Genomic DNA, 23630 nt, shown 5'->3' with positions numbered 1-23630 from the left:
GACCAGGGATGGGGGGCCACGCTCCGGCCGCGCCATTTGCACTGGCACCCGCCGCCCTCGCTTGCTACAAGCCCGCAACTTCCCTTGAACATCGATCGATGACGATGAACGATACTGCGACCAGCGGCGCCGAGACCGATTATTCCGCGACGCTCTTCCTGCCCGAGACCGAGTTCCCGATGCGCGCCGGCTTGCCGGCCCGTGAGCCCGACTGGCTGAAGCGCTGGGAAGACATGGACATTTATGCGCGCCAGCGCGCCGCCGGCAAGGGCAAGCCGCTGTTCACGCTGCACGATGGCCCGCCCTACGCCAACGGCAACATCCATATCGGCCACGCGCTCAACAAGATCCTCAAGGACCTGGTGAGCCGATCCAAGACCATGCTCGGCTACAACTCGGCCTATGTGCCGGGCTGGGATTGCCATGGCCTGCCGATCGAGTGGAAGGTCGAAGAGCAGTATCGCGCCCAGGGCAAGAACAAGGACGACGTCGAGATCAACGAGTTCCGCGGCGAATGCCGCAGCTTCGCGCAGTACTGGGTCGATACCCAGCGCGAGGAGTTCAAGCGGCTCGGCGTGGTTGGTGACTGGTCCAATCCGTACCTCACCATGAGCTTCGATGCCGAAGCTCAGATCGCGCGCGAGCTGATGAAGGTCGCGGCCTCCGGCCAGCTCTATCGCGGCAGCAAGCCGGTGATGTGGTCGGTGGTCGAGCGCACCGCGCTCGCCGAAGCCGAGATCGAGTACCAGGATTACGAGAGCGACGCGATCTGGGTGAAGTTCCCGATCCACTCGGCCAACGGCGCCTTCGGCACCGGCTCGTTCGAGGATTTCGGCTCGTCATATGTCGTGATCTGGACCACCACCCCGTGGACCATCCCGGCCAACCGCGCCATCAGCTATTCTTCGAAGATCAGCTACGGCCTGTACGAGGTCACCGGCGCGCCGGAGGGCAATTGGGCGACCAAGGGCGAGAAATACGTCCTCGCCGACAAACTGGCCGAGGAAGTGCTGCAGAAGGCAAAGGTCGAGACCTTCGTTCGTCTGCACGATGTCGATTGTTCGAAGATCGTTTCCTGCAACCATCCGCTGCGCGGGTTTGGCGGCGGCTACGAGTTCGAAGTGCCGCTGCTCGATGGTGAGCACGTCACCGATGACGCCGGCACCGGGTTCGTGCACACCGCGCCCAGCCACGGCCTCGACGACTTCGAGATCTGGATGTCCTCTGGCCGCAAGCTCACCGAGCGCGGCATCGACACCTCGATCCCCTTCGCCGTCGACGATGCCGGCTTTTACACCGCTGCGGCTCCCGGTTTCGAGGGCGCCCGCGTCATCGACGATGCCGGCAAGAAGGGCGATGCCAATAACCGCGTCATCGCGGCGCTCGCCGAGCGCAACGCCATGGTCGCGCGCGGCCGGCTCAAGCACCAGTATCCGCACTCCTGGCGTTCGAAGAAGCCGATCATCTATCGCAACACCCCGCAGTGGTTCGTCTACATGGACCGGCCATACGCGGCGGAGAAGATCGCGACGCTGAAGCTGTTCTCCGACCACCCGGAGCGGGTGCAGATCAAGCCGGGCGACACCGTCCGCGGCATCGCGCTGACCGCCATCGAGAACACCAGGTTCTACCCGCAGGCCGGGCAGAATCGCCTCCGTTCGATGATCGCTGATCGCCCGGACTGGGTGCTGAGCCGCCAGCGCGCCTGGGGCGTGCCGATCGCCGTGTTCTACAATGAGCAGACCGACACCATCCTGGTTGACGAGATGGTCAACCAGCGCATCGGCGCCGCCTTCGAGGAGGAGGGCGCCGACGCCTGGTTCAAGTCAGGCGCCAAGGAGCGCTTCCTCGGCAATGCCGTGCCCGATCCCGAGAACTGGACCAAGGTCGACGACATCCTCGACGTCTGGTTCGAATCCGGAACCACCCATTCGTGGGTGCTGCGCAACTCGCAGAAGTGGCCGGATATGCAGTTCCCGGCCGGCATGTATCTGGAGGGCTCGGACCAGCATCGTGGCTGGTTCCATTCGTCGCTGCTCGAGAGCAGCGCCACCAATGGCTATGCGCCTTACGCGAGCGTCTTGACGCACGGCTTCACCCTCGATGGCGAGGGCAAGAAGATGTCGAAATCGTTGGGCAACACCACGGCGCCGCAGGACGTCATCAAGCAGTTCGGCGCCGACATCCTCCGCCTCTGGGTCGCCCAGTCCGACTATTCGGACGACCTGCGTATCGGCAAGGAGATCATCAACTCCACCGTCGACAACTATAGGAAGCTCCGCAACACCATCCGCTGGCTGATCGGCAACCTTGCTCACCGCAGGGCAGAGGAAACCGTCGACTATCGCGACATGCCCGAGCTCGAGCAGCTGATCCTGAGCAAGCTGAAGGACCTCGATGCCCTCGTTCGCGAGTCCTACGAGAGCTACGACTACAAGCGCATCGTCGCGGCGCTGTCGAACTTCATGAACATCGACCTGTCGGCGTTCTACTTCGATATCCGCAAGGATGCGCTCTACTGCGACCCGATCTCCTCGGTCCGCCGCCGCGCCAGCCTCACCGTGCTCGACCATGTGTTCGACGCGCTGACCGCCTGGCTCGCCCCGATCCTGGTGTTCACCATGGAAGAGGCCTGGCTCGAGCGGCACCCCGGCGCAGATTCGTCGGTGCACCTGCGCGAGTTCCCGAAGCTGCCCGAGGCGTGGACGGACGAAAAGCTCGATGAGAAGTGGGAAGCCATCCGGGAAGTCCGCAAGGTCGTCACCGGTGCCCTCGAGATCGCCCGCCGCGACAAGGTGATCGGCGCTTCGCTCGAAGCCGCGCCGAAGGTCTACATCACCGACGACAAGCTTGCTGCCGCTGTCCGCGGCGCCGACATGGCTGAGATTTCCATCACCTCCGCCATCGAGATCGTCGAAGGCGAGGGCCCGGCGGAGGCCTTCCGGCTCGACGAAGTCCGCGGCGTCGCCGTGGTGTTCGCCAAGGCCGAAGGCCGGCGCTGTGCACGTTCGTGGCGGATTCTGCCGGAAGTCGGCACCGACACCGAGTATCCGGACCTGTCGCTGCGCGATGCGCAGGCGATGCGCGAGTTGAAGGCGGCGGGACGGTAAGACCGGTGCGTTTGGCCACCCCCCTCCCATCCTCCCCCACAAGGGGGGAGGTGCCCGCCAGTGTGTCGGGCACGGTCGAGCGGTACGCTCCTCTTCACCTCCCCCCTTGTGGGGGAGGACGGGAGGGGGGTCGGAGGCCGCGATGCCAGTGACCCGCCCTCATCTCCTGCTCTCGCTCCTCGCCGGACTGTTCGCCTTCGCCCTCGATCGCGGCCACAAATTCCTGCAGGTCAGTTCCGATTGCATCGGAGCGGCGTCGTCGCTCTGCATCGAGCACCTGGGCTTCGTCACCCCGGCCGCTCCGCTCGGCTGGCAGGGGGGCGAGATCGTCCCGGTGACCCCGTTCTTCGATTACGTGCTGGTCTGGAACACCGGCGTCTCCTATGGCCTGCTCGGCGACCTGCCGGTATGGGCGCTGGGCGCCATCGCCGTGGTCGCCATCCTCGCACTCGGCGTCTGGTGGTCGCGTACCGCCGATGTGCTGGTGCGCTATGGCCTCATGCTCGCCATCGGCGGCGCGGTCTCGAATGCGCTTGATCGCGTGCTCTATGGAGCCGTTGCGGATTTCTTTCACTTTCATTGGCAGGATTGGTCGTTCTACATCTTCAATATCGCCGACGTGGCGATCACTTTGGGGGTGTTGCTGCTACTCCTCGACTTCGTCGGGATCGGCCGCAGAAAGCCCGCCTGAACGCAAAGGCGCCTCAATCTGGTCTTAGGGCCGGTCTTGGTCTATAAGGCCCGCGCGGGGCGCGCACGGGCCGGGGAAAAGGGAAGTTTCATGCTGAGTGATTTGACCGGGCGGCGGCCCACTCTCAAAGCCGTGACCCGGGGCGGATTGCTGACCGTCGGCATCGTGCTCGGCCTTGGCCTGAGCGCCTGCACCACCACCGAAGGCACCAATGCCCTGACCGATGTTGGCACCTTCGAGCGCGAAGTGCTGACCGAGACCATGAAGGGCGTCGGCATGATGGAGCGCGAGGAAAAGGCGGAGAACCCTGAGCGTCGCGGTCCGCTGGTGCTCCCCAAGTCCACCGCGCTGCCCACTCCGGCCGATCCCAAGGCGGCCAAGACCGCCCTGATTCCCGAGGATTCGAGCCGCGTGCAGATCGATACCTCGAACATTTCGGAGGCTGACCTGAAGCGGCTGCGCAACGCCCGCGTGGTCGATCTGCGCACTCTCAGCGGCCGTCCGCTCACCGAGATCGAAACCAAGCAGCTCACCGCGCGCATGACTGCCGCCAAGCTGAAGGGTGGTCCCAAGCCGCTCTATCTGCCGCCCGATGAGTATTACACCACGGTCAAGGGCCAGGACATGGTCTGCCTGGCCGCCAATGGCGAGCTCGTGCCGCTCACCGACAAGTCGTGCCCGCCGGAGGTCCGCAAGGCCCTAGCCGCGCAGGCGAACTAGAGCGTTTCCAGGAAAAAGCCTGTCCCCGCGAAGGCGAGATTGCAGACTTTTCCGGTTCGGAAGCGCGACCACTAACCCCGGTAGGGCAAGTCTACGTCTCGAAGAGACGGAGGCTGGGCCTACCCCCATCAACTCGAAAGATGCGCTGACCCCCGGGCAATCCTGCCCGGACCCGGTCCCGCAGGAGTTATCGCATGTCGAATGTTTCAGCCGTCCCGACGGACGGCGACCGCCTGGCCAAGGTCATCGCTCGTTCCGGCCTCTGTTCCCGCCGCGATGCCGAAGGCTGGATCAAGGACGGCCGCGTCACCGTCAACGGCAAGAAGGTCCTGACCCCGGCCTTCAACGTTTCCGAGAAAGACAAGATCAAGGTCGATGGCGAGCCGCTCGCGGCGCGCCAGGGCACCCGCGTCTGGCTCTACCACAAGCCCGCCGGCCTCGTGGTCACCGAGAAGGACCCGGAAGGTCGTCCCACCGTCTTTGAGGCGCTGGAAGAAAAAGAGCTGCCGCGCGTCGTCTCCATCGGCCGGCTCGATATCAACACCGAAGGGCTGCTGCTGGTCACCAATGATGGTGGCCTGAAGCGCGTGCTCGAGTTGCCGGCCACCGGCTGGCTGCGCCGTTACCGTGTTCGCGCCTTTGGCTCGGTCACCCAGGCGCAGCTAGACACGCTGAAAGACGGCATCGAGATCGACGGTATCCAGTATGGCCCGATCGAGGCCATCCTCGAGCGCGCGCAGGGTTCCAACTCCTGGTTGGTACTGAGCCTGCGCGAAGGCAAGAACCGCGAGGTCAAGAACGTCCTCGGCGCGCTGGGCCTGCAGGTCAACCGCCTGATCCGGGTCAGCTACGGCCCGTTCCAGCTCGGCGACCTGCCCGAGGGTGAGGTCGAGGTCGTCGCCGCCCGAGTGCTGCGCGAGCAGCTCGGCAAGCGCCTCGCGGCTGAGGCCAATACCGATTTCGAGAGCGACATGCCGGAAGTCGCGCCCAAGAAGAAGCCGGCCACCAACCCCAAGCTGCGCGCCGCCGCGCCGGGCAAGGAGCTGAAGAAGGATTCGCCACGCAAGTCGCGCGACAGCAAGTTCCGCTTCGAGGACGACGACACCGAAGCCGCGGCCGCCGCCGCGCTCGCTGAGCGCCCGCGCCAGGATCGTCCCGGCCGCTTCGACAAGAAGCCGGTCAAGGCGCCGAGTCGGCAGCGTCCCGTCGATCCCTCGGAGATCCGCACCATCCACTTCGAGGATGGCCGCGAGGCCGAGATCCGCGTCAAGCCGCCTCGCCGCGATGGCGTGGAAGGCGAAGAGCGCAAGCGCTGGAACGACCCCGAGGACAGCTCGGCCAGGAACTTTGGCCGCCCCGCTCACCACGAGGATCGCCCCGCCCGCGCTCCGGGTGGCGCCGATCGCCCCAAGCGGGCCTTTGGCGACAAGCCCGCGGGCAAGCGCCCCTACGGCGACAAGCCCCGTGGCGATTTCGGCGATCGTCCGAAGCGTGCCTACGGCGATAAGCCCGCCTACGGCGAAAAGCGTGCCTATGGCGACAAGTCGCGCTCGGCCCGTCCGGCCGGCGACCGCCCCTATGGCGACAAGAAACCCTACGCCCCACGCGGCGACGGTCCCGCGCGGTCGTATGAGGGCAAGAAGCCCTACGCGCCGCGCACCGACGCAAGCGATCGCCCAAGCCGTTCGTTCGGCGACAAGAAGCCCTACGGCGCCCGCCCACCGCGCGGCGATCGCCCTGCTGGCGATCGTCCGCGTGAAAGCGCCGAGCGTGGTCCGCGCGCCGAGGAAAAGCGCCCCTACGCGCCGCGTAATTCCTATGCCGGTGACCGTGAGCGCAGCAACAGCCGCCCGCTTGGCGACAAGAAGCCGTATGGCACCCGTCCGCCCCGCGGCGATCGCCCTTCCAGCGATCGTCCGCGCGAAGCCGGTGACCGTCCGGCTCGCTCGTTCGGCGACAAGCCGCGCAGCTTCGGCGACAAAAAGCCGTTCTCCGGCAAGCCCGGCGGTACCGGCGGCAAGCCTTACGGCAAACCGTCAGGTGGCGCCGGTCGCCCGTCCGGCGGTCGTCCAGGTGGCGCTGGCCGTCCCCACGGCGGCTCCGGCGGTCCTGGTCGTCCGGCCGGCGATCGCCCCCGTGGACCCAAGAAGCCGCGCGAGTAAGCGATGCGCATCGTCGCCGGCAAGTTTCGCGGCAAGGCGCTGCTGTCGCCTTCGGACGACAGCATCCGGCCGACCTCCGACCGCGCCCGCGAATCGGTGTTCAACATCCTCGCTAGTCGCGTCGGCGTGCATCTCGACGGGCTGAAGGTGCTCGACCTGTTCGCCGGCACCGGCGCGCTGGGCCTCGAAGCCCTGTCGCGCGGCGCCTCGGGAGCGGTGTTCGTCGACAACGGCGCCGAATCCCGCGGCATCATCCGCGACCACATCGAGGCTTTCGGTGTCGCCGGCATCGCCAAGCTGCTCCGCCGCGACGCCACGGCACTCGGCCCTGCCGGCACCATGGGCCCCTTCGATCTGGTGTTCCTCGATCCGCCTTATGCCAAGGGACTGGGCGAGCAGGCCCTGGTCTCGCTGCGCGACGGCAACTGGCTGGCCAAGGATGCGACGATCGTGCTCGAAGAGGGCGCTGAGGTCGAGCTGGCGCTGCCCGGGGGCTTCACCCTCGATGACCGTCGCGAGTATGGTGCGGCGGCGGTGCACTTCATCCGCGCGCAGTGAGGCGAGCCATGCAGTTCCGCGCCGTCGTCATCCCCTCGGGCAATGCCACCGCTGTCGAAATCCCCGATGAGGTCATGCAATCGCTCGGTCCCGAGGCGCGGCCGCCGGTGGCGATCATTGTCAACGGCCATAGCTGGCGCAGCCGTGTCGCCCTCATGAACGGGCACCACCTTGTCGGCATCAGTGCTGCCCACCGCGCCGCTGCAGGCATCGCGGAGGGGCAGATGATCGACATCGACATCAGCCTCGATACCACGCCGCGCGAAGTCGAAGAGCCCGACGACCTCAAATCTGCCCTCGACGCTGACTCGGCGGCTCGCGCTGGCTTCGACAGGCTGCCGTTCGGCCTCAAGGCCAAGCACGTTCGCGATATCGATGCGGCAAAGACGCCCGAGGTGCGTGCCCGCCGGATCGATAAGCTGGTAGAAACGCTCGGTCGTCCTTGAACGCTAGCGCGTCCGGCCGAACAACCGCTCGATATCCGCCTTCTTCAGCTCCACGTAGGTTGGCCGCCCGTGGATGCACTGCCCCGAATGCGGCGTCGTCTCCATCTCGCGCAGCAGCGCGTTCATTTCCTCGACCCTGAGCCGCCGTCCCGAGCGCACTGAGCCATGGCAGGCCATGCGCCCGATGATCGCCTCCAGCCGGTCGGCGAGCGCCGCCGAGCTGTCCCATTCCGCCAGCCCGTCGGCGAGGTCGCGCACCAGCCCGTCGATATCGGCCTGCCCGAGCAGCGCCGGCGTCTCGCGCACTGCTATGGCCCGCGGCCCGAACCGTTCGAGATAGAGCCCCAGCCGCTCCAGCGTCGGCGCTGCGTCCTCGAGCCGCCCGCAATCGTCTTCGCTGAGCTCGATCACCACCGGGATCAGCTGCATCTGGCTGGCCACCGGCCCCGCTGCCATCTGCGCCTTGAACCGCTCGTACACCAGCCGCTCATGCGCCGCGTGCTGGTCCACCAGCAACAGGCTGTCGCCATTCTGCGCCACGATGAAGTTGTCGAACATCTGCGCCCGCGCCGTCCCCAACGGATACTCCACCGGCTCGGCGGCGGGCGCCGGCTCGTTCACTTCATATCGCGCGCTCGGCTCAGCAAAGCCCGCGAACCGTGCGGTCGGTGATCCTCCCCCGCGTGGCGGAGGAGGGGGAGCGCCATAGACGGTGGAGGAGGCGGCCCAACCCGCCATCGTCCGCACTGGCGTCGCCTCATACTCCGGCACCCGGAACGCCTGCACCACATCCTCGGCCACCGTGCTCGCCGCCCGATGCCCCGCCGCGTCCAGCGCTTCGGTGATCGCCCGGATCACCGCTCCGCGCACCGCGCCGGGGTCGCGGAACCTGAGCTCCGCCTTGGTCGGATGGACGTTGACGTCGACGTCCTGCGGATCGACGGCCAGAAAGATCGCCACCACCGGAAACCGATCGCGGAACACGAAATCCGCATAGGCGGCGCGGATCGCGCCCACCAGCACCTTGTCGCGCACGGCCCGGCCGTTGACGAAGAAATACTGGCTCAGCGAGTTGGCGCGGGTGTAGGTCGGCAGCCCCGCGAGCCCGGTCACCACCATGCCGTGTCGCATCGTCGCGAGCGGCACGGCGTTGTCGCCGAAGTCCCCGCCCATCACGTCGCCGAGCCGTGCGCGCAGGGCCCCGTCGCCCTCGCGCCCCGGCCAGTTCGAGCTGGTTCGGTCCGCCCCGTCGAGCACGAACTGCACGTGCGGGTTGGCCATTGCCAGCCGCTTCACCATGTCGGTGATCGCCCCGGCCTCGGAGCGCTCGGTTTTGAGGAATTTCCGCCGCGCCGGCACATTGCCGAACAGCTCGCGCACCTCGACGATAGTGCCGCGGTTCATCGCCAGCGGCACCGGCCGCGACTTCACCCCGTGCTTCACCGTGATCCGAAGCCCACTGGCATCCTCGGCCCGCCGCGAGGCGATGCCGAGTTCCGCCACCGCCCCGATCGAGGCCAGCGCCTCGCCGCGGAACCCCAGCGTCCGGATATCCTCGAGCCCATCATCGGCGAGCTTGCTGGTCGCGTGCCGCTCCACCGACAGCACCAGGTCGGCCTCGTCCATGCCGACGCCGTCGTCCTCGATCCGGATCAGGCTCTGGCCACCGCCGGCGGTGGTGATGTGGACCCGGCTGGCGCCGGCATCGATGGCGTTCTCGACCAGCTCCTTCACCACGCTCGCCGGCCGTTCCACCACCTCGCCGGCGGCGATGCGATTGATCAGGTCTTCGGGAAGCTGGCGGATGGGCAAAGGCGATTCTCCTGGGCGCCAAATGTAGCGAGCTCGCCCCGTCGGTGCCACGCCTGTCACATGCCGGTGTCAAACATTGCGTACCAGCAGCGCGTCTATCGATCGGAGCCTCGCATGCTGACCGCCGTCTCGCCCCTGCTGCGCCAATACTCGCGCACCGAGAACCCCAATCCGCCCACTCACCTCGGCACCCGCTACGACACCGCCGGCACCTTCCTGCCCGAGCCGGGCAATACCGTAGTCTGCCACCTCGAGGCAGGCTCCCCGACCGAGGCGGCTTTGATCGATGCCCGCGCCCGTTTCCTCGGCATGCCCGAGGCCCGCAGCCTGGCGTTCACTCCGGTGTCCAGCCTCCACATGACACTGTTCCAGGGTATCATCGAAGGTCGCCGCGCCGCTCCCTTCTGGCCGTCCGACCTGCCCCTCGATACGCCGATCGCCGAGATGACGGCGCTCATGCTGGAACGGCTCAAGCCCTACGCCGGCGGCCCGCCGTTCAAGGTGCAGGTTACCGACGCGCTGCCGACCGGGCTGAAGCTCGAGGGTGCCACCGCAGCCGATCGGCAGGCCCTGCGCGATTGGCGCGACGCCTTCGCCGAGATCCTCGGCTACCGCCACCCCGATCACGACGACTACGTCTTCCACATCACCTTCAGCTATGTCATTGCCCGCTTCGACGACGCCGCTCTGCCAGCCTGGCAGCAGATGCTCGATGAAGTGGTCCGCGACATCGCTGCCCGCGCTCCGGTCCTCGACCTGCGGCCCCCGGCCTTCTGCGCCTTCGAGGACATGAACCACTTCGAGGAGTTATGGGTGTTCGAACGGGCTTTCCCGCGGCAGCCGCCATTGCCGCAGGGATGACATCGAGGGTATGGAAGCGCCATGCCCACCCCCATGGACCAGGCCCTCGCCCTCGCTGAAGCCGCCGCCCAGGCCGGCGAGGCGCCCGTCGGCGCCGTCATCGTCGAAGGCGACCGCGTTCTCGCCGCCGAGCGCAACCGCATGCGTGAGCTGAACGATCCCACCGCGCATGCCGAGTTCCTCGCCATCCGCACAGCGCTGGCGACACGCGGCACCGGCCGGCTCGACGGCTGCGATCTCTATGTGACGCTCGAACCCTGTGCCATGTGCGCCGGCGCCATCGCCCACACGCGTCTGCGCCGTGTCTATTACGGCGCCGAAGACCTGAAGGCCGGCGCCGTCGACAACGGCGTCCGGCTGTTTGAAAGTCCCAGTTGCCACCATCGCCCCGAGGTGATCGGCGGGCTAGGGGCCAAGCGATCGGGTGAGCTGCTGCGGGAGTTCTTTGCCAGGCTGCGTTGACGATCGGGTTTGGGTCCGAGCCTATTGGCCAAGCCACCGGTCCCAGCGTCGGTTGACGCGATACTGCACGCGGGCGTCCCGGCGCGCGTCGACCCACGGAGCAGCGACGGGCACCCGGCGATAGACATCCGTGAAAACGACGGTTTGTCCGCCGGCCTGAGCATAGATGTAGTTGGCGTTCATCCAGCCCCGATAACTGGCCCATGACACGTCGCACCAGGCCGAATTGGAGAGGCAACCTGCGACCAGTATGCTCTGGCCTGGCGGAACCACGGCGACAACCACATGCTGGGTGCCAGGACCGGCCCTGAGATTGACGGCGTTGGCTGTCACTCCCACTGCTGCGGCATTGGCCGAAGCAGTGGACAGGGAAAGGGCCGCAACAACGGTGGCGAGCAGGAATGTGCGCTTCATGATGACTCTCCTTGCATGGGAAAGTCGCGTATCCAGCATGAGCGATGCGCCAGTATTGCACGCAAGTAACAAATTGTAGCGGGCGCTACCGGTCCTCCGCCCGCCTGGACGGTCCTTCGTGCTGGTAGAACGACTCGATCCGCCCATCCAGCGCGCGCTTGAAATTGTCCTTGTCCTTCTCGACATGCGCCACCAGCTCGCGCACTCGCCAGAACTCCAGCGCCCCGAAGGCGCTGAGATGCGGCCGCACATATACGTCGGGCGGATAGGCGGCCATCATATGCGCCGTTAGTGAGTGCATCATGATCTGTGCCGAGCCGAACCACACATCGAGCGCCTTGTGGTTGGTCTTGTTGAGCTGCTCGGACGGGTCGCCGTTCACGTCGACGCCGACGAGAATATCGGTGTCGGCAGCCGCCTGGTCGAGCGGCAGCGGGTTCACCACACCGCCATCGACCAGGAGATGATTGGCGAACGGCACCGGCTTGAACAGACTGGGGATGGCGATCGAGCCGGCAATCGCCTGCCGCAGCGGCCCTTCCGAGAACACTGCCTGATGCCACGACTGGAAGTCCGTCGCCACCACGTAGAACTTGGTCTTCAGGTCCTTGAACTCGAACGGGAATGGATCGGGCAGGAACGCATTGACCACCTGGCAGGCGTCAAGCTGCACGTTGAAGCCGGATTGGAAGAAGTTGCCGAGGTTGCGCACCTGCGCTCCCCATAGCCGCCCGGCGATGATCCGCATGGTGCCCAGCACCGAGAACGAGTGCTCGCGCAGCTCGGCCCCGGTCATGCCGCTGGCCCAGCCGGCGCCGATCAGCGCGCCGATCGAGGTGCCCGAGATCACGTGGGGCCTCAGCCCCATCTCGTCCATGGCCTCGATATAGGGAATATGCGTCAGCCCGCGGGCTGAGCCGCCGCCGAGCGCCACGCCGATGCGTGGTTCGGGGGGAGGAGCATGACCACGGGTTTGCTCGCGAAACTCGCCGCGCAGGCGATCGACAATCTGCTGCCCCCGCCGCTGCAGCGGCGTCGGCTCGACCGGCGCTGTTATCTCATGGGTCACGATAAGGACGTAGGGTACGCTCTGCTCGTTTATAAGACGTTCAGGCCGGTTTGAGTTCCCTCGCCACCGCACGCCAGCCGATATCGCGGCGGCAGAAGCCCTCGCGCCAGTCGATCCGGTCCACCTCCGCATAGGCCCGGTCGCGCGCTTCGCCCACCGTGCGGCCCAGTGCCGTGACGTTCAGCACCCGCCCGCCATTGGCGATCAGCTTGCCGTCGCGGCGCACCGTGCCGGCGTGGAACACCATCAACCTGTCGTCGTCCTGGCCGTTGATCCCACGGATCTCGCTGCCCTTTTCGGGATTGACGGGATAGCCCTTCGCCGCCAGCACCACGGTCAGCGCCACCTCGTCGCTGAACTCCGGCTGCGCCGTCTTGAGCGTGCCGCGCGCCGTCGCCTCGAGCAGGTCCAGTGCGTCCGATTTCAGCCGCAGCATCAGCACCTGGCACTCCGGATCGCCGAACCGCACGTTGTATTCGATCAGCTTGGGTCCCTTCGGTGTCACCATGATCCCGGCGAACAGCACGCCGGTGAACGGCGTGCCGCGTTCCGCCATGCGGCGGATCGAGGGCAGGATGATCTCGTTCTCGACCTGCGCCGTCACCTCCGGCGTCATCACCGGGGCAGGGGAGTAGGCGCCCATGCCGCCGGTGTTGGGGCCACGGTCGCCGTCCCAAACCCGCTTGTGGTCCTGCGCACTGGGCAGCATCACTACGCTCTCGCCGTCGCAGAGCGCGAAGATCGAAGCCTCCTCGCCTTCCAGATATTCCTCGATCACCACGGTCGAGCCGGAGTCGCCAAAGGCGCCCGAGAAGCAGTCGCGCACTGCGTCCGCCGCTTCCTGGATGGTCATCGCCACCGTCACCCCCTTGCCGGCGGCAAGCCCGTCCGCCTTGATCACGATCGGCGCGCCCTGATCATGCACATAGGCGAGGGCGTCGCTCTCATTGTCGAATCGACCATAGGCCGCCGTCGGCACCCTGGCCTCGTCGCAGAGCTGCTTGGTGAAGGCCTTCGAGCCCTCGAGCTGCGCCGCCGCCTTGCTCGGCCCAAAGCACAACAACCCCGCCGCCCGCACATCGTCGCCCAGCCCCGCCACTGCGGGCGCATCGGGCCCGATCACCACGAAGTCCACCTGGTTGCCGAGCGCGAAATCGATCACCGCCTTATGGTCGGTGATGTCGACCGGCACGTTCTCGGCAATCTCGCCGGTGCCGCCATTCCCCGGCATCACGAACAGCTTCTCGCAGCGCGGCGATTTGGCAATCGCCCACGCCAGCGCATGCTCCCGTCCACCCGACCCGATCACCAGAATGCGCATCAGCCATCAGCTCCGATGTTGCCGTTGACCCTCCCCACCTTGAGGGGAGGGGGGTGAGGCCAGAGGCCTTACCCACAGGGGACCACCACAAGGGTGGGGAGGGCGGCCAAGCACGCGGCGCATGGCCATTTGGCGCCCATCTAGCATCTGCTCGATTGTGCCGCCACCCTTGACGGACTCGTCCCTTTCCCGCACCTCTCACCCATGCCTGCACCGCTGACCAACGCCGCCGAGTTCACCGTCTCCGAAATCGCCCAGGCGGTGAAACGCACGGTCGAGGACGAGTTCGGCCATGTTCGGGTGCGCGGCGAGATCTCCGGCTTCCGCGGCGTCCATTCCTCCGGCCACGCCTATTTCACTCTCAAGGACGAGAACGCCTCGATCGACGCGGTGGTGTGGAAGAGCTCGTGGCCGCGCCTGACCTTCAAGCCCGAGGAGGGCATGGAGATCATCGCCACCGGGCGGCTCACCACCTTCCCGCGCTCGTCGAAATACCAGATCGTCATCGAGCAGATCGAGCCGGCCGGCGCCGGCGCGCTGATGGCGTTGCTCGAGGATCGGCGCCGGAAGCTTGCCGCCGAGGGGCTCTTCGCCAGCGAGCGCAAGCGCCAGCTGCCCTACCTGCCGCGCGTCATCGGCGTCATCACTTCGCCCACCGGAGCGGTGATCCGCGATATCCTGCACCGCATCTCCGATCGCTTCCCCAGCCATGTCATCGTCTGGCCGGTCCGCGTGCAGGGCGAGACTGCCGCCCCCGAAGTCACCGCGGCCATCAACGGCTTCAACGCACTCGCCCCGAACGGCCCGATCCCACGTCCGGACGTGCTGATCGTCGCCCGCGGCGGCGGTTCCATCGAGGACCTCTGGGGCTTCAATGAAGAGATCGTCGTCCGCGCCGTCGCCGCAAGCCGCATTCCGGTTATCACCGCCGTCGGCCACGAGACCGACACCACGCTCGTCGACTACGCCTCCGATCATCGCGCGCCGACCCCCACCGCTGCTGCCGAGGCTGCCGTCCCCGTGCGCGCCGACCTTATCGGCTATGTCGACGAGATCGGCGGCCGCCAGCGCCACGCCATGCGGCGTACCGCCTCGAACTATCGCGACCGCCTGCGCGCTGCTTCCGCCGGCCTGCCGCGCCCGCTCGATCTGGTCGCCAGCGCTCGCCAGCGGCTCGACCACGCGGCCTCCAACCTTGCCGCGGCGCTGCGCCACGCCGAGCAGAAGAAGCGCATCGAGTTCGGTCGCTCCGCCAACAAGCTGACGCCGAACCTGCTGTCTCGCCGCGCCGCTGAGCTCGCCACCCGCCTCGACAATCTCAGGCGCCGCGCCGATACCGCCGCCTCGCGTACTGCCGAGCGGAAGCGCGGCCTGTTCGTCGCCGCGGCCGGCCGCCTCTCGCCCAAGGCGCTCAACAACGAGATCAGGCATCTGCGCAGCCGGCTGGAGCCGCTGGCCGCCGCGCTTCATCCGGCGGTCGCCCGTTTCGTCGATCAGCGCCGCCGCAGCCTCGACCTCGCGGCCCGCCTGCTCGAGGCAGCCGACTACCGCTCGATCCTGCAGCGTGGCTTCTCGGTGGTCACCGACGCCGAGGGCCACATCGTCAAGCACACCACCGATGTGAAGCCCGGCGATGCCGTTCATATCCAGGTGTCCGATGGCGCCATCGGCGCCACGATCGGCAGCGGTCTCGTCGCCCGCAAGAAGGTCCGCCCGCCGCGCGACGAAGAGGGCCAGGACAGTCTGTTCTAGCGTCTGTTCCGGGTATCAGGGCCCGTTCTGAAAATCGCCACGAAACCGGTTCAGGTCTACTGACTGCGGTTCGGGATCGGCCGGTTTCCAAGTCAGCCGATCTGACCTATATCTGGTAGCGCCATGAACATTTTCGACAAGAGCTTCAGCCCCTCAGAGGCGCAGGTCCGCTACCTCGATGCCGACTATGTCGTGCTGCGACCGGGCAGTTTTGTCCGCTGCGCCATCACCGGCGTGCCCATCGCGCTCGACGAGTTGACCTATTGGAACGTCGACCGGCAGGAGCCCTACGCCAACGCTGACGCCGCCCACGAAGCCTACAAGCGCTACGGCCTGAACCCTCGCTAGAGCGCTCTCAGGAAAAGTTGCAGACTTTTCCGGTTCGAAGGCGCGACGAAATCAACGACTTGGATTCTCTGATCGTTCACTCGAACGGTGAAAGTACCTAGGGCTTGAAGCCGCCAGCGCGTCTCATCCGCAGCGGCACCGCCACGCGCCCCGCCTTGCTCAGGCTGATATCCTCCGATGCTGCCAGCGCGGCGAATTTCTCGCCTAGTGCCGCATCGTCGTCGATGTGCCCCGGCATCCCGATCAGGATGGCGCTCCACCCGGCATAGGCTTCGGGTGGGGTGAGATAACCGAAATGCCGCGCGTCGCTGCACAGGCAGAGCACTGGAATCTGTCTGCCGAACAAGGCGTTCAGCTCACCGGCTCGGACCCAGTTGAAGGTTCCGATGAAGGTCCGGTCGTCCGCCGGTAACCCCCGTTTGGCCAGTTCCGGCCGCACCGCCTCCCAGGAGAGCAGCGCGTCCGTCGGATCGCTCCCGCCGAACAGCTGCAGCGTCTGCGCATCGAAACTGCCCCACCGCGCCTGCATGGTCACCACTGTCGCCAGCGCTCCGAGCCCCATAGCCGTGATCACCGCCACCCCGACCGCGATCCGCCGCGTGATCCGCCCGGCATTGGCAAGCGCCTCGCCCAGTAGCGGGATCGCGAACAGCCAACCGGGCATTTGCCAGTGCGGCAGCCCGCGACCGGTCAGCGTCAGCCCGGTGAAGATGAGGATCGGCAGCACCGCGAGGCAGACCAACAGCCAGCGGCGCGAATTGTCCGGGCCGCTGATCACGCCACGGACCAGGAACGCTCCCAGGGGCACGGCAATCCACGGCAGCAGGTACACCGCCTGTGACAGCAGCGATTCGATGGGGCCGGACAGCCGCGGCCCACCCCCGCCGCCAACCCGGCCACGACCGGCCTGAAAGGCGAACGAAGCCCAGTCGTGCTGGGCATTCCACAGCAGCACCGGCACGAAGCAAGCAACGGCAATCGCTGCTGCCAGCCACGGCCCCGGCGTCAGCAGCCAGCGCCGCCCCTCGCGCGTCGAGACAAGAAACAGCAGGATGCCCAGCATCAGCAGCGCGCCGTGGTACTTCGACAGCAGCGCCAGCCCCGCCAGCAGCCCGGCCAGGGCCCATAACCCCAGCCGCTGGCCTTCGCCTGGCACGAGGACGATTCTCGCCACCACCAGCGCGGTTGCCAGCGCCGCGGCGATCAGAGGCCCGTCAGGGAAGATCAGCGCTCCATGTGCCAGCCCGAACACCGGTGCGAGGTTGAAGACAACTGTCGACCACAGCCCGGCAATCGATCCGAACAATCGGGCGCCCAGCGCGTAGATCAGCCACGATGACAGCGCGCCCAGCGCGATGAACGGCAGGCGCAGCAGCAGCAGATCTTCACTGCCCCACAGCTTCGCCCAGAACCCGACCAGCCACAGATGCAGCGGCGGATGGTCGAAATAGCTCAGTGAGAACTGCCGCGCGATGCCGATGCTGTAGGCCTCGTCCACCCCCACCGGGAGCACTGCGGCCAGCCCGATCCGGGCGATCGTCGCCAGCGCGATAACACCCAGCGCCCAGTACGCTACGGACCGCGCTTTGAAGTCCGCGTCGGACTCGCTAATGGGAAAGGCAGGCGATTGCATGGACGGTTGGGTCCTCGACCTGCCGCTTGCGTCTATTGCGGTGTGGCTAGCGATTGTCTGCCCGCAAGTCAAATTACCGTGCGGTAAGGAAGTTGAACGCGTGACTGCCCATGGATGAACCCCGAGAAGTTACTGATTATCGCTTCACCCCGGCCGATCTCGCGGTTGGGGCCCGCCAGCAGGGAGTCAGCGCGTTCATGCGAGTCCGCGACGGCGCGTTCTCGGTCGAAGCGGCCATTCGTAGTCACATTGCGCTGTTTGACGAGATCGTCGCTGTCCACAATCGCTCCACCGACGGTACGCCCGAGATCCTGGCGCGGCTCGCCCGCGAGCTTGGTCCGAAGCTACGTGTCTATCACTACGTGCCGCCGGCCTTCGCGCCCGGGAGCGAGGGGCACGCCCGAGAAGCAGGGGACTCGCTTCTCAGCTTCGTCAATTACTCCAACTTTGCGCTGACGCGGACGCGCTACACACACGTCACCAAGCTCGACGACGATCATGTGGCGATGCGTACCGCCACCGAAAGGCTCATCGCCGATGTCCGCGCCGGCCGCGCCGCACAGGGCCAGGTGGCCTGCTTTTCCGGCCTGAATCTGGCCCGCGATGAAGCCGGCGAACTCGGTATCCTCCGCCGCGAGCCCTTTTCCGGTTCAGGTGATATCGGCATCTTTCCCGTGACGCCGACGACCCATTTCGTCCACGACCGCCGTTTCGAGATGCTTCGCACCGGCGGGCTGCGCCGTCGCTTCCATTCGTTCGCATACTGGCACGTGAAATACCTCAAACCCGGGCACGGCTTCGCCAATTACGATCTCGCTCAGAACCCGAACAGCCGCTACGCCAAACGGTTGCGTGCCCACCAGGCCGACCGCGCGGTCGTCGATCTCGACCAGTTGGCCAATCTGGCTGGCCACGAACGCACGCTGCTCGAGCGGTTGGCCGATGCAGGTTTTCCGGTTCCAGAGCGGGACCGGATCATCGCTGCTCGTGGTCGCGCGGCCGCTCGGATCTTTGCCCGACGGCAATTGCTGGATGTGGCGCGTTCCGACGCCGAGTTGGCCCCGTTCGTCGTCGCGCCGTAGTCGCCCCTCTGGGGCAAGCTGCCGCGCCCACGCCGAAAACCATTCCGAACCGGTCTGATCCGTGGTTAGGGTGCGCCCCTTCGCGTTGCTCCCACGAGATCCATGGCCGCCGAGACCAACATTCCCTTCGAGACGCCCACCCGGACAGGATTGGTTGGCGCCGAGGTCTTCGCACTGGCCATCGTGCTGGCGACCTTTGTCGCCAAGACATTCGTGGCGCTGAGCGTCGGTCTCGACGGTGACGAAGCCTACTACGCCCTGTGGTCGGCATACCTTTCGCCGGGCTATCTGGATCATCCCCCCGCCGTTGCCTTGATGACCGCGCTCGGCCGGCTGGTCGGCGGTGACACCCTGCTCGGCGTCCGCCTGTTGCCCTTGCTCGCCGGTGTCGCGGTGCTGGTGGCCCTTTATCGCACCGCGCGCCTGCTCGTCCCCGGCCGCAACGCCGCCGCGCTGGCTGTTGCCTGGTACTGCCTCAGCCTGCAGGGCGCCGTGAATTTCGTCGCCACCCCGGACGCGCCATCGACATTGTTCTGGACCTTGTCGCTGTGGGCTGCGGCCGAAGCCGTGACGCGCTCCCGCCCGAACTGGTGGCTGGCCGTCGGCTTGCTTGCCGGAGCCGGGCTCGCCTCCAAATACACCAACGCCTGGTTCGGCATCGGGCTGGTCCTGTTCCTCATCGGCACGACCGACGGTCGCCGGCAGTTCGTCCGCTGGCAGCTCTGGGCCGGCGGCCTTCTTGCACTCCTCGTCTTTGCGCCCGTGCTGTGGTGGAATTATCAGCACGGCTGGCAATCCTTCCTGTTTCAAGGTGCGCGCGTCGTCTCGTTCGAGGCGGAGTTCGGGCGGCTGGTGAGCGAGTTCATCGTCAGTCAGGCCGCGGCGATGGGACCGGTTCTGCTGCTGTGCGCGCTGCTTGGGATGGGCGGCTTTTTCCTCGGGTACGGCAAGCGCGCCGACGGCAGGCTGGCCCTGCCGGTGCTGACCACGCTCCCGCTCCTCGGCTACTTCCTCTTTCACGCGCTGCATGCGCGCGTCGAGGTCAACTGGCTGCAGCCGGTGGCGCCGGTGCTCGCCCTGCTCGGTGCTGCCTTCGTCTGCCTGTTGCCGGCCCGTCCACTCGGGCGTTGGGTCGTGGCTATCGCCAGCCTTATGCAACTCGGCTTCGGGCTTGCCCTGGTCGGCTTCGCCTATGTGCAGGCCGTCTATCATCCGCTGGATCTGGGCTATGCCGACCGCACCCGCATGCTGCGCGGCTGGGACAAGCTGGCCGCCGAGATTCGCCAACTGGCCGACGCGACCGGCGCCCAGGTGATCTGGACCGAGGGCAACTACCGCCTTACCGGCGAATTGTTCTTCTACGGCCGCGCCGCCGGAGACCTCGTGCCGGTCCGCGACATCGCTCCTCACCCGCGCTACGACTTCCTGCCGCCGGAAATCCGCTACCCCGCGGCCTCGCCCGCATTGCTGGTTGAAAGCGTCAAGTCTCCGGCGGCGGCCGAAGCGCTGTCGCCGTGGCCCGAGTTTTCAAGCACCCGGCTGATCACAGTGCTGAAGCGTGATGAAGGGGCCGGGCGGGGGGAAGAGTATTACGCGGTCCTTGCCGTCTCGGGACCTACCGTTGCCTTGCCCCGGGCCGATTGAACCGGTGCCGCGGCCGCGGCTGGGACCCGGACGAAGCCGAGGATCACCATCGTCATGAACGCGTACTGCACGGTGTGGAACTCGAAGCCGATCATGATGATGGTCAACTGGAACACGGCATAGGCGACGCACAGCGTCACCGCCAGGTACAGGCGCGAGGCGAACAACGCGTCGCGCGGGGTGCGGAACACAGCGATCACTGGGGCCACCGACAGGATCAGGAAGCTGATGATGCCCGGAATGCCGGCCCCGACGGCAAAGCTCAGCAGGCCATTGTGCAGTTGCCGGAACGTCAGCATGCGCTCGATCTGGTCGCTCGGGATATAGGGCAGGATCGCCGGCACCATGTCGAGCCAGCCATAGCCGAACAGCGGCGCATGCAGGAACGCCTGCCAGCCGCCCCACAGCATGGTCAGCCGCTCCTGCGTGGATTGATCGACAGCCCCGCCGGCAATCACATCCTGGGTCACCGAGAAGCCATCCAGCGCGCGCGTCAGTCCCGCCTTTGCGGCGACGAACAGCAGGATGGCGGACAGCGCGGCCACCGCCACCGCCACGATCAGCGTCACGCCGCGATGCCGTGCCGGAGCCTGTGCCAGCGCAAACGCCAGCGCCACGAAGCCCAGCACCGGCGCCGCAATCAGCGCGCCGCGCGTGCCGCTCAGCAGCGCCACCAGGACGCCGAATACCGGCCCGAGCAGATATATCCAGTGCCGACGCTTGCCCGGCGCGAACAGCCCCACCAGCGCCGTAAAGCCGAGCAGCATCGCGGTGTCGGCAAAATGGAACGTGCTCATCAGCGGCTGCCCCGCACGTTCTAGGCCGAACATTCCCACCTGCACCGCACCCACGATCACCGCGATACCGGCGCCCGCCAGCGACAGCCGGCCGATCAGCAGCGCGCTGTCGACCTGCGCGTATTTCTCGAGTTGCCAGCGCAGCGGTACTGCCAGCAATAGCGGCAAGAAATTGAACGCGAACAGCAGGTCGTTCGCTTCTTCCGATGTGAACAGGAAGGCGAGCGCGGGCAGCGCCGCCGCGATGACGAACATCGCGTCGATCGGGTTGCGGCTGCGCGATTGGAACGCCGCCATCACTGATGGCGAAAGCAGCGCGAAGATCGCGAACAGCAGCACGAAGTAGGTGGTGAGCCGCCCCACGATGCAGGGCAGGGCGAACAGGAACACGATCATCGCCAGACAGGCCCAGCGGATGTAGCTCGGCGCGCCGGTCTTGACCGCCGCAATCATCGACCGGAGCCTCGGCCCTTGGTGATGGCGTCGAGCGCCACGAGGTCCGCCACCAGCCCGTCGATCTCGGTCAACGGGATCATGTTGGCGCCGTCGGACGGCGCGTTATCAGGGTCTTCGTGCGTCTCGATGAACACGCCGGCGACGCCAACGGCCACGGCTGCCCGCGCCAGCACCGGCGCGTATTGCCGCTCGCCGCCAGATGATTCGCCGCGTCCGCCCGGCTGCTGCACCGAGTGGGTGGCATCGAAAATCACCGGCTTGCCGGTCTCGGCCATGATCGGCAGGCCGCGCATGTCGACCACCAGCGTATTGTAGCCGAAGCTCGTGCCGCGCTCGGTCAGCAGCACCCCGGAAGCGCCGGCGCTGTCGAGCTTTTTGGCGACATTCTGCATGTCCCAGGGTGCGAGGAACTGCCCCTTCTTGACGTTCACCACCCGGCCCGTCTCGGCCGCCGCTACCAGCAGGTCGGTCTGCCGACTAAGGAACGCGGGGATCTGCAGGATGTCGACGACCTCGGCCACGGCGGCGCATTGTTCGCGCTCATGCACGTCGGTGGTGACGGCGAGACCGGTCTCAGCCTTGACCGCCTCGAAGATGCGCAGCGCCTCGTCCATGCCGATACCGCGGAAGCTCTTGGCGCTGGTGCGGTTGGCCTTGTCGAACGACGACTTGTAGATCAACGGAATGCCGCGACGCTCGCCGAGTTCGGCGAGAAAGCTCGCGGTCTTCAATGCGTGATCGCGGCTTTCGATCACGCAAGGACCGAGAATGAAAGCGAGCGGGAGATCAGTACCGAACCCGACACGCCGCCCGTTCGGCGCATCGACAAAAACCTGCTGCATCAAAACAAACCTATATCGCCGGGCGTTTCGCCCGGTCGCATGTCCCACCCAACCAGTCGGAAATCGGCCCCGCTGCCGACCTCCAACACACCATAACTTCCTGTACGGAATTTGACGCCAGCTCGGTTTTCCCCAGGCTTTAGCCCTAGCGCCGCAAGGGCGAACCGCGCTGCCCCATTGCTGGTCACCAGCAGGATCGTTCCGCGACGGTGCTCCTCCACCACCCGCTCCACGAACTCCCGCCAGGCCAGAAGGCGCCATTGCGCCCCAACCTCCCAGCCTTCTGGCGCCACGCACTGTTTCTCCCACAGCGTGATGGCCTCGTTACCGATCCGGTCGATAACGGCGGATTCGAGCTGCCCCTCGTCCGGCCCGTGGTCGATTTCGGTGAGGAATGGCGCAGTCTCGATGGGCCGCCCGTCAGCGATCGCCTCGGCCGTGGTCAGTGTCCGCTTGAGCGCACCGCTCAGTACCCGGTCGAACCTGATGCCGTTCGCCGCGAAGTGCCGGGCCAGCGCTTCCGCCTGCGCCACGCCCGTCGCGGTCAGCGGCAGGTCGGTGCGGGCCCCGATTCGGCGCGGCGGTTCACCGGCCTCGAAGGTGTTGCCATGCCGGACGATCACCAGCCGGGTCACCTGCGCCAGTCGACGAATGGATCGCCGACCTCCCCGATCAGCCGCTCCGCCCGCTCCACGTCGGCGGGGCTATCCACGCCGCTCATGGTGATCGGCGCCGGCCGGACGATTACGGCGCGGATATCGAGGCCGAGCTCGATCAGCCGCAACTGCTCCAGCCCCTCGAGCTGCTCGTACGCAGACTGCGGCGCCGCCTCGAACGCCTCGAGCGCCGGCGTCCGGTAGCAATAGAGTCCGATATGCTGCAGCACCGGCGACATTGGTCCGGCGGCGCGCAGCTCCGCCTGCTTGCGCATGAACGGCAGCACCGTCTTCGAGAACCATACCGCCCGGCCGGCGCTATCGCGGATGCAGGTCGTGCCGCTCGCCGGTGTCGTCTGCTTGTGCGCAATCAGTGCATCGAGGCGCGCCCAGTCCAGCTGCACCACCGGTGTCGTCACATCGGCGGCAGAACCGCGCGCCGCCTGGACGATCTCGACGATATGCTCGGGCGCGGTGAACGGCGCATCACCCTGCAGGTTCACGACCAGCCCCGCCGATCGCCCGGTCGCCTTGAGCGCCGCCAGCGCCCGCCCGGAGCCGGAGCTGATCTCGCTCGCCGTCATCACCGCTTCGAGCCCGAGGCGGCGCGCCGCGGTGAGGATGCGTTCGTCATCGGTCGCCACCAGCACTTCGGCGTCGCCGAGCTGCAGCGCCGCGGCGACGGCGATCGCCGCTACCCGCTCGAGCAGCATGCGCCCGGCAATCGGGTGCAGTGGCTTGCCGGGGAGCCGGGTCGAACCATAACGGGCCGGAATGACGATGAGGTCGCTCAC

General features: G+C 66.7%; 21 protein-coding genes. 12 read left to right on the top strand and 9 right to left on the bottom strand.

Annotated features, from left to right (window positions below):
* Positions 1–104: 104 nt before the first annotated feature.
* The 6 genes from ileS (at position 105) to AC1ROK_RS05950 (ending at position 7687) form a co-directional block, all read left to right on the top strand.
* Complete coding sequence (gene ileS / locus AC1ROK_RS05975; RefSeq protein ID WP_492844853.1) at positions 105–3110, top strand: isoleucine--tRNA ligase; 3006 nt, start codon at positions 105–107, stop codon at positions 3108–3110.
* Between the two features lie 142 nt (positions 3111–3252).
* The gene (gene lspA, locus AC1ROK_RS05970) at positions 3253–3801 is read left to right on the top strand and encodes a signal peptidase II (protein ID WP_492844851.1); all 549 of its coding nucleotides are present in this window, start codon (positions 3253–3255) and stop codon (positions 3799–3801) included.
* Positions 3802–3891: 90 nt separating this feature from the next.
* A complete protein-coding gene (locus AC1ROK_RS05965; protein WP_492844849.1) occupies positions 3892–4521 on the top strand; it encodes a hypothetical protein in 630 nt (209 codons plus the stop codon).
* Between the two features lie 194 nt (positions 4522–4715).
* Positions 4716–6683, top strand: coding sequence for a pseudouridine synthase (locus AC1ROK_RS05960; protein ID WP_492844847.1), 1968 nt, complete (start codon positions 4716–4718; stop codon positions 6681–6683).
* A 3-nt stretch (positions 6684–6686) separates the two neighbouring features.
* The gene (gene rsmD, locus AC1ROK_RS05955) at positions 6687–7241 is read left to right on the top strand and encodes a 16S rRNA (guanine(966)-N(2))-methyltransferase RsmD (protein WP_492844845.1); all 555 of its coding nucleotides are present in this window, start codon (positions 6687–6689) and stop codon (positions 7239–7241) included.
* Positions 7242–7249: 8 nt separating this feature from the next.
* A complete protein-coding gene (locus AC1ROK_RS05950) occupies positions 7250–7687 on the top strand; it encodes a YdeI/OmpD-associated family protein (RefSeq protein WP_492844843.1) in 438 nt (145 codons plus the stop codon).
* Positions 7688–7690: 3 nt separating this feature from the next.
* Here the strand turns inward: AC1ROK_RS05950 and mutL are convergent, their stop codons facing one another.
* Positions 7691–9499 (bottom strand): DNA mismatch repair endonuclease MutL, encoded by a 1809-nt coding sequence (gene mutL / locus AC1ROK_RS05945; RefSeq protein WP_492844841.1) that lies wholly within the window; start codon positions 9497–9499, stop codon positions 7691–7693.
* 114 nt (positions 9500–9613) lie between these two features.
* On the opposite strand from mutL, the gene AC1ROK_RS05940 reads away from it, so the two are divergent.
* Together AC1ROK_RS05940 and AC1ROK_RS05935 are read left to right on the top strand one after the other, a co-directional pair.
* A complete protein-coding gene (locus AC1ROK_RS05940) occupies positions 9614–10360 on the top strand; it encodes a DUF1868 domain-containing protein (protein WP_492844839.1) in 747 nt (248 codons plus the stop codon).
* A 21-nt stretch (positions 10361–10381) separates the two neighbouring features.
* Positions 10382–10822 (top strand): nucleoside deaminase, encoded by a 441-nt coding sequence (locus AC1ROK_RS05935; protein ID WP_492844837.1) that lies wholly within the window; start codon positions 10382–10384, stop codon positions 10820–10822.
* A gap of 21 nt (positions 10823–10843) precedes the next feature.
* Here AC1ROK_RS05935 and AC1ROK_RS05930 read toward each other — a convergent pair whose 3' ends face one another.
* From AC1ROK_RS05930 to purD, 3 genes are all read right to left on the bottom strand, one after another.
* Positions 10844–11236, bottom strand: a complete 393-nt coding sequence (locus tag AC1ROK_RS05930) for an SH3 domain-containing protein (protein ID WP_492844835.1) — start codon at positions 11234–11236, stop codon at positions 10844–10846.
* Between the two features lie 85 nt (positions 11237–11321).
* Positions 11322–12305: a patatin-like phospholipase family protein gene (locus tag AC1ROK_RS05925; protein WP_492844833.1), complete on the bottom strand. Its 984-nt coding sequence runs from the start codon at positions 12303–12305 to the stop codon at positions 11322–11324.
* A 40-nt stretch (positions 12306–12345) separates the two neighbouring features.
* Complete coding sequence (gene purD / locus AC1ROK_RS05920) at positions 12346–13626, bottom strand: phosphoribosylamine--glycine ligase (protein WP_492844831.1); 1281 nt, start codon at positions 13624–13626, stop codon at positions 12346–12348.
* Positions 13627–13830: 204 nt separating this feature from the next.
* Between purD and xseA the strand changes: the two genes are divergently transcribed.
* Both xseA and AC1ROK_RS05910 read left to right on the top strand, forming a co-directional pair.
* Complete coding sequence (xseA, locus tag AC1ROK_RS05915; protein ID WP_492844829.1) at positions 13831–15378, top strand: exodeoxyribonuclease VII large subunit; 1548 nt, start codon at positions 13831–13833, stop codon at positions 15376–15378.
* 123 nt (positions 15379–15501) lie between these two features.
* Entirely contained in the window at positions 15502–15726 is a 225-nt protein-coding gene (locus AC1ROK_RS05910; protein WP_492844827.1) for a DUF2093 domain-containing protein, read from the top strand.
* 97 nt (positions 15727–15823) lie between these two features.
* Here the strand turns inward: AC1ROK_RS05910 and AC1ROK_RS05905 are convergent, their stop codons facing one another.
* Positions 15824–17359, bottom strand: a complete 1536-nt coding sequence (locus AC1ROK_RS05905) for a glycosyltransferase family 39 protein (protein ID WP_492844825.1) — start codon at positions 17357–17359, stop codon at positions 15824–15826.
* A 110-nt stretch (positions 17360–17469) separates the two neighbouring features.
* On the opposite strand from AC1ROK_RS05905, the gene AC1ROK_RS05900 reads away from it, so the two are divergent.
* Both AC1ROK_RS05900 and AC1ROK_RS05895 read left to right on the top strand, forming a co-directional pair.
* Positions 17470–18441: a hypothetical protein gene (locus tag AC1ROK_RS05900; protein WP_492844823.1), complete on the top strand. Its 972-nt coding sequence runs from the start codon at positions 17470–17472 to the stop codon at positions 18439–18441.
* A gap of 102 nt (positions 18442–18543) precedes the next feature.
* Complete coding sequence (locus AC1ROK_RS05895; protein WP_492844821.1) at positions 18544–20085, top strand: glycosyltransferase family 39 protein; 1542 nt, start codon at positions 18544–18546, stop codon at positions 20083–20085.
* Here AC1ROK_RS05895 and AC1ROK_RS05890 read toward each other — a convergent pair.
* The 4 genes from AC1ROK_RS05890 to AC1ROK_RS05875 are packed head-to-tail and all read right to left on the bottom strand — an operon-like array spanning position 20031 to position 23630.
* The gene (locus tag AC1ROK_RS05890; RefSeq protein ID WP_492844819.1) at positions 20031–21335 is read right to left on the bottom strand and encodes an O-antigen ligase family protein; all 1305 of its coding nucleotides are present in this window, start codon (positions 21333–21335) and stop codon (positions 20031–20033) included. The genes AC1ROK_RS05895 and AC1ROK_RS05890 overlap by 55 nt on opposite strands.
* Positions 21332–22180 (bottom strand): 3-deoxy-8-phosphooctulonate synthase, encoded by an 849-nt coding sequence (gene kdsA / locus AC1ROK_RS05885; RefSeq protein WP_492844817.1) that lies wholly within the window; start codon positions 22178–22180, stop codon positions 21332–21334. Before kdsA ends, AC1ROK_RS05890 begins: the two co-directional genes overlap by 4 nt.
* Positions 22180–22815 (bottom strand): histidine phosphatase family protein, encoded by a 636-nt coding sequence (locus AC1ROK_RS05880; RefSeq protein WP_492844815.1) that lies wholly within the window; start codon positions 22813–22815, stop codon positions 22180–22182. Before AC1ROK_RS05880 ends, kdsA begins: the two co-directional genes overlap by 1 nt.
* Positions 22812–23630 carry a 3-deoxy-manno-octulosonate cytidylyltransferase gene (locus tag AC1ROK_RS05875; protein WP_492844813.1) on the bottom strand — a complete coding sequence of 273 codons (819 nt, stop codon included), beginning with the start codon at positions 23628–23630 and terminating at the stop codon, positions 22812–22814. The genes AC1ROK_RS05880 and AC1ROK_RS05875 overlap by 4 nt, the downstream gene beginning before the upstream one ends.

This window comes from Devosia sp. GW821-FHT12F11, from assembly GCF_058806655.1.
The sequence above is the reverse complement of the archived record's forward strand: the minus strand, read 5'-3'. Positions and strand labels throughout refer to the sequence as shown.

Bases quoted from the DNA above. Each gene is read 5' to 3' on its own strand.
- AC1ROK_RS05900 (WP_492844823.1), top strand. From the start codon at position 17,470: ATGGATGAACCCCGAGAAGTTACTGATTATCGCTTCACCCCGGCCGAT.
- AC1ROK_RS05905 (WP_492844825.1), bottom strand. From the start codon at position 17,359: ATGCAATCGCCTGCCTTTCCCATTAGCGAGTCCGACGCGGACTTCAAA.
- AC1ROK_RS05895 (WP_492844821.1), top strand. From the start codon at position 18,544: ATGGCCGCCGAGACCAACATTCCCTTCGAGACGCCCACCCGGACAGGA.
- ileS (WP_492844853.1), top strand. From the start codon at position 105: ATGAACGATACTGCGACCAGCGGCGCCGAGACCGATTATTCCGCGACG.
- kdsA (WP_492844817.1), bottom strand. From the start codon at position 22,180: ATGCAGCAGGTTTTTGTCGATGCGCCGAACGGGCGGCGTGTCGGGTTC.
- AC1ROK_RS05910 (WP_492844827.1), top strand. From the start codon at position 15,502: ATGAACATTTTCGACAAGAGCTTCAGCCCCTCAGAGGCGCAGGTCCGC.
- AC1ROK_RS05935 (WP_492844837.1), top strand. From the start codon at position 10,382: ATGCCCACCCCCATGGACCAGGCCCTCGCCCTCGCTGAAGCCGCCGCC.
- purD (WP_492844831.1), bottom strand. From the start codon at position 13,626: ATGCGCATTCTGGTGATCGGGTCGGGTGGACGGGAGCATGCGCTGGCG.
- xseA (WP_492844829.1), top strand. From the start codon at position 13,831: ATGCCTGCACCGCTGACCAACGCCGCCGAGTTCACCGTCTCCGAAATC.
- AC1ROK_RS05890 (WP_492844819.1), bottom strand. From the start codon at position 21,335: ATGATTGCGGCGGTCAAGACCGGCGCGCCGAGCTACATCCGCTGGGCC.
- rsmD (WP_492844845.1), top strand. From the start codon at position 6,687: ATGCGCATCGTCGCCGGCAAGTTTCGCGGCAAGGCGCTGCTGTCGCCT.
- AC1ROK_RS05960 (WP_492844847.1), top strand. From the start codon at position 4,716: ATGTCGAATGTTTCAGCCGTCCCGACGGACGGCGACCGCCTGGCCAAG.
- AC1ROK_RS05940 (WP_492844839.1), top strand. From the start codon at position 9,614: ATGCTGACCGCCGTCTCGCCCCTGCTGCGCCAATACTCGCGCACCGAG.
- AC1ROK_RS05965 (WP_492844849.1), top strand. From the start codon at position 3,892: ATGCTGAGTGATTTGACCGGGCGGCGGCCCACTCTCAAAGCCGTGACC.
- AC1ROK_RS05950 (WP_492844843.1), top strand. From the start codon at position 7,250: ATGCAGTTCCGCGCCGTCGTCATCCCCTCGGGCAATGCCACCGCTGTC.
- AC1ROK_RS05930 (WP_492844835.1), bottom strand. From the start codon at position 11,236: ATGAAGCGCACATTCCTGCTCGCCACCGTTGTTGCGGCCCTTTCCCTG.
- lspA (WP_492844851.1), top strand. From the start codon at position 3,253: ATGCCAGTGACCCGCCCTCATCTCCTGCTCTCGCTCCTCGCCGGACTG.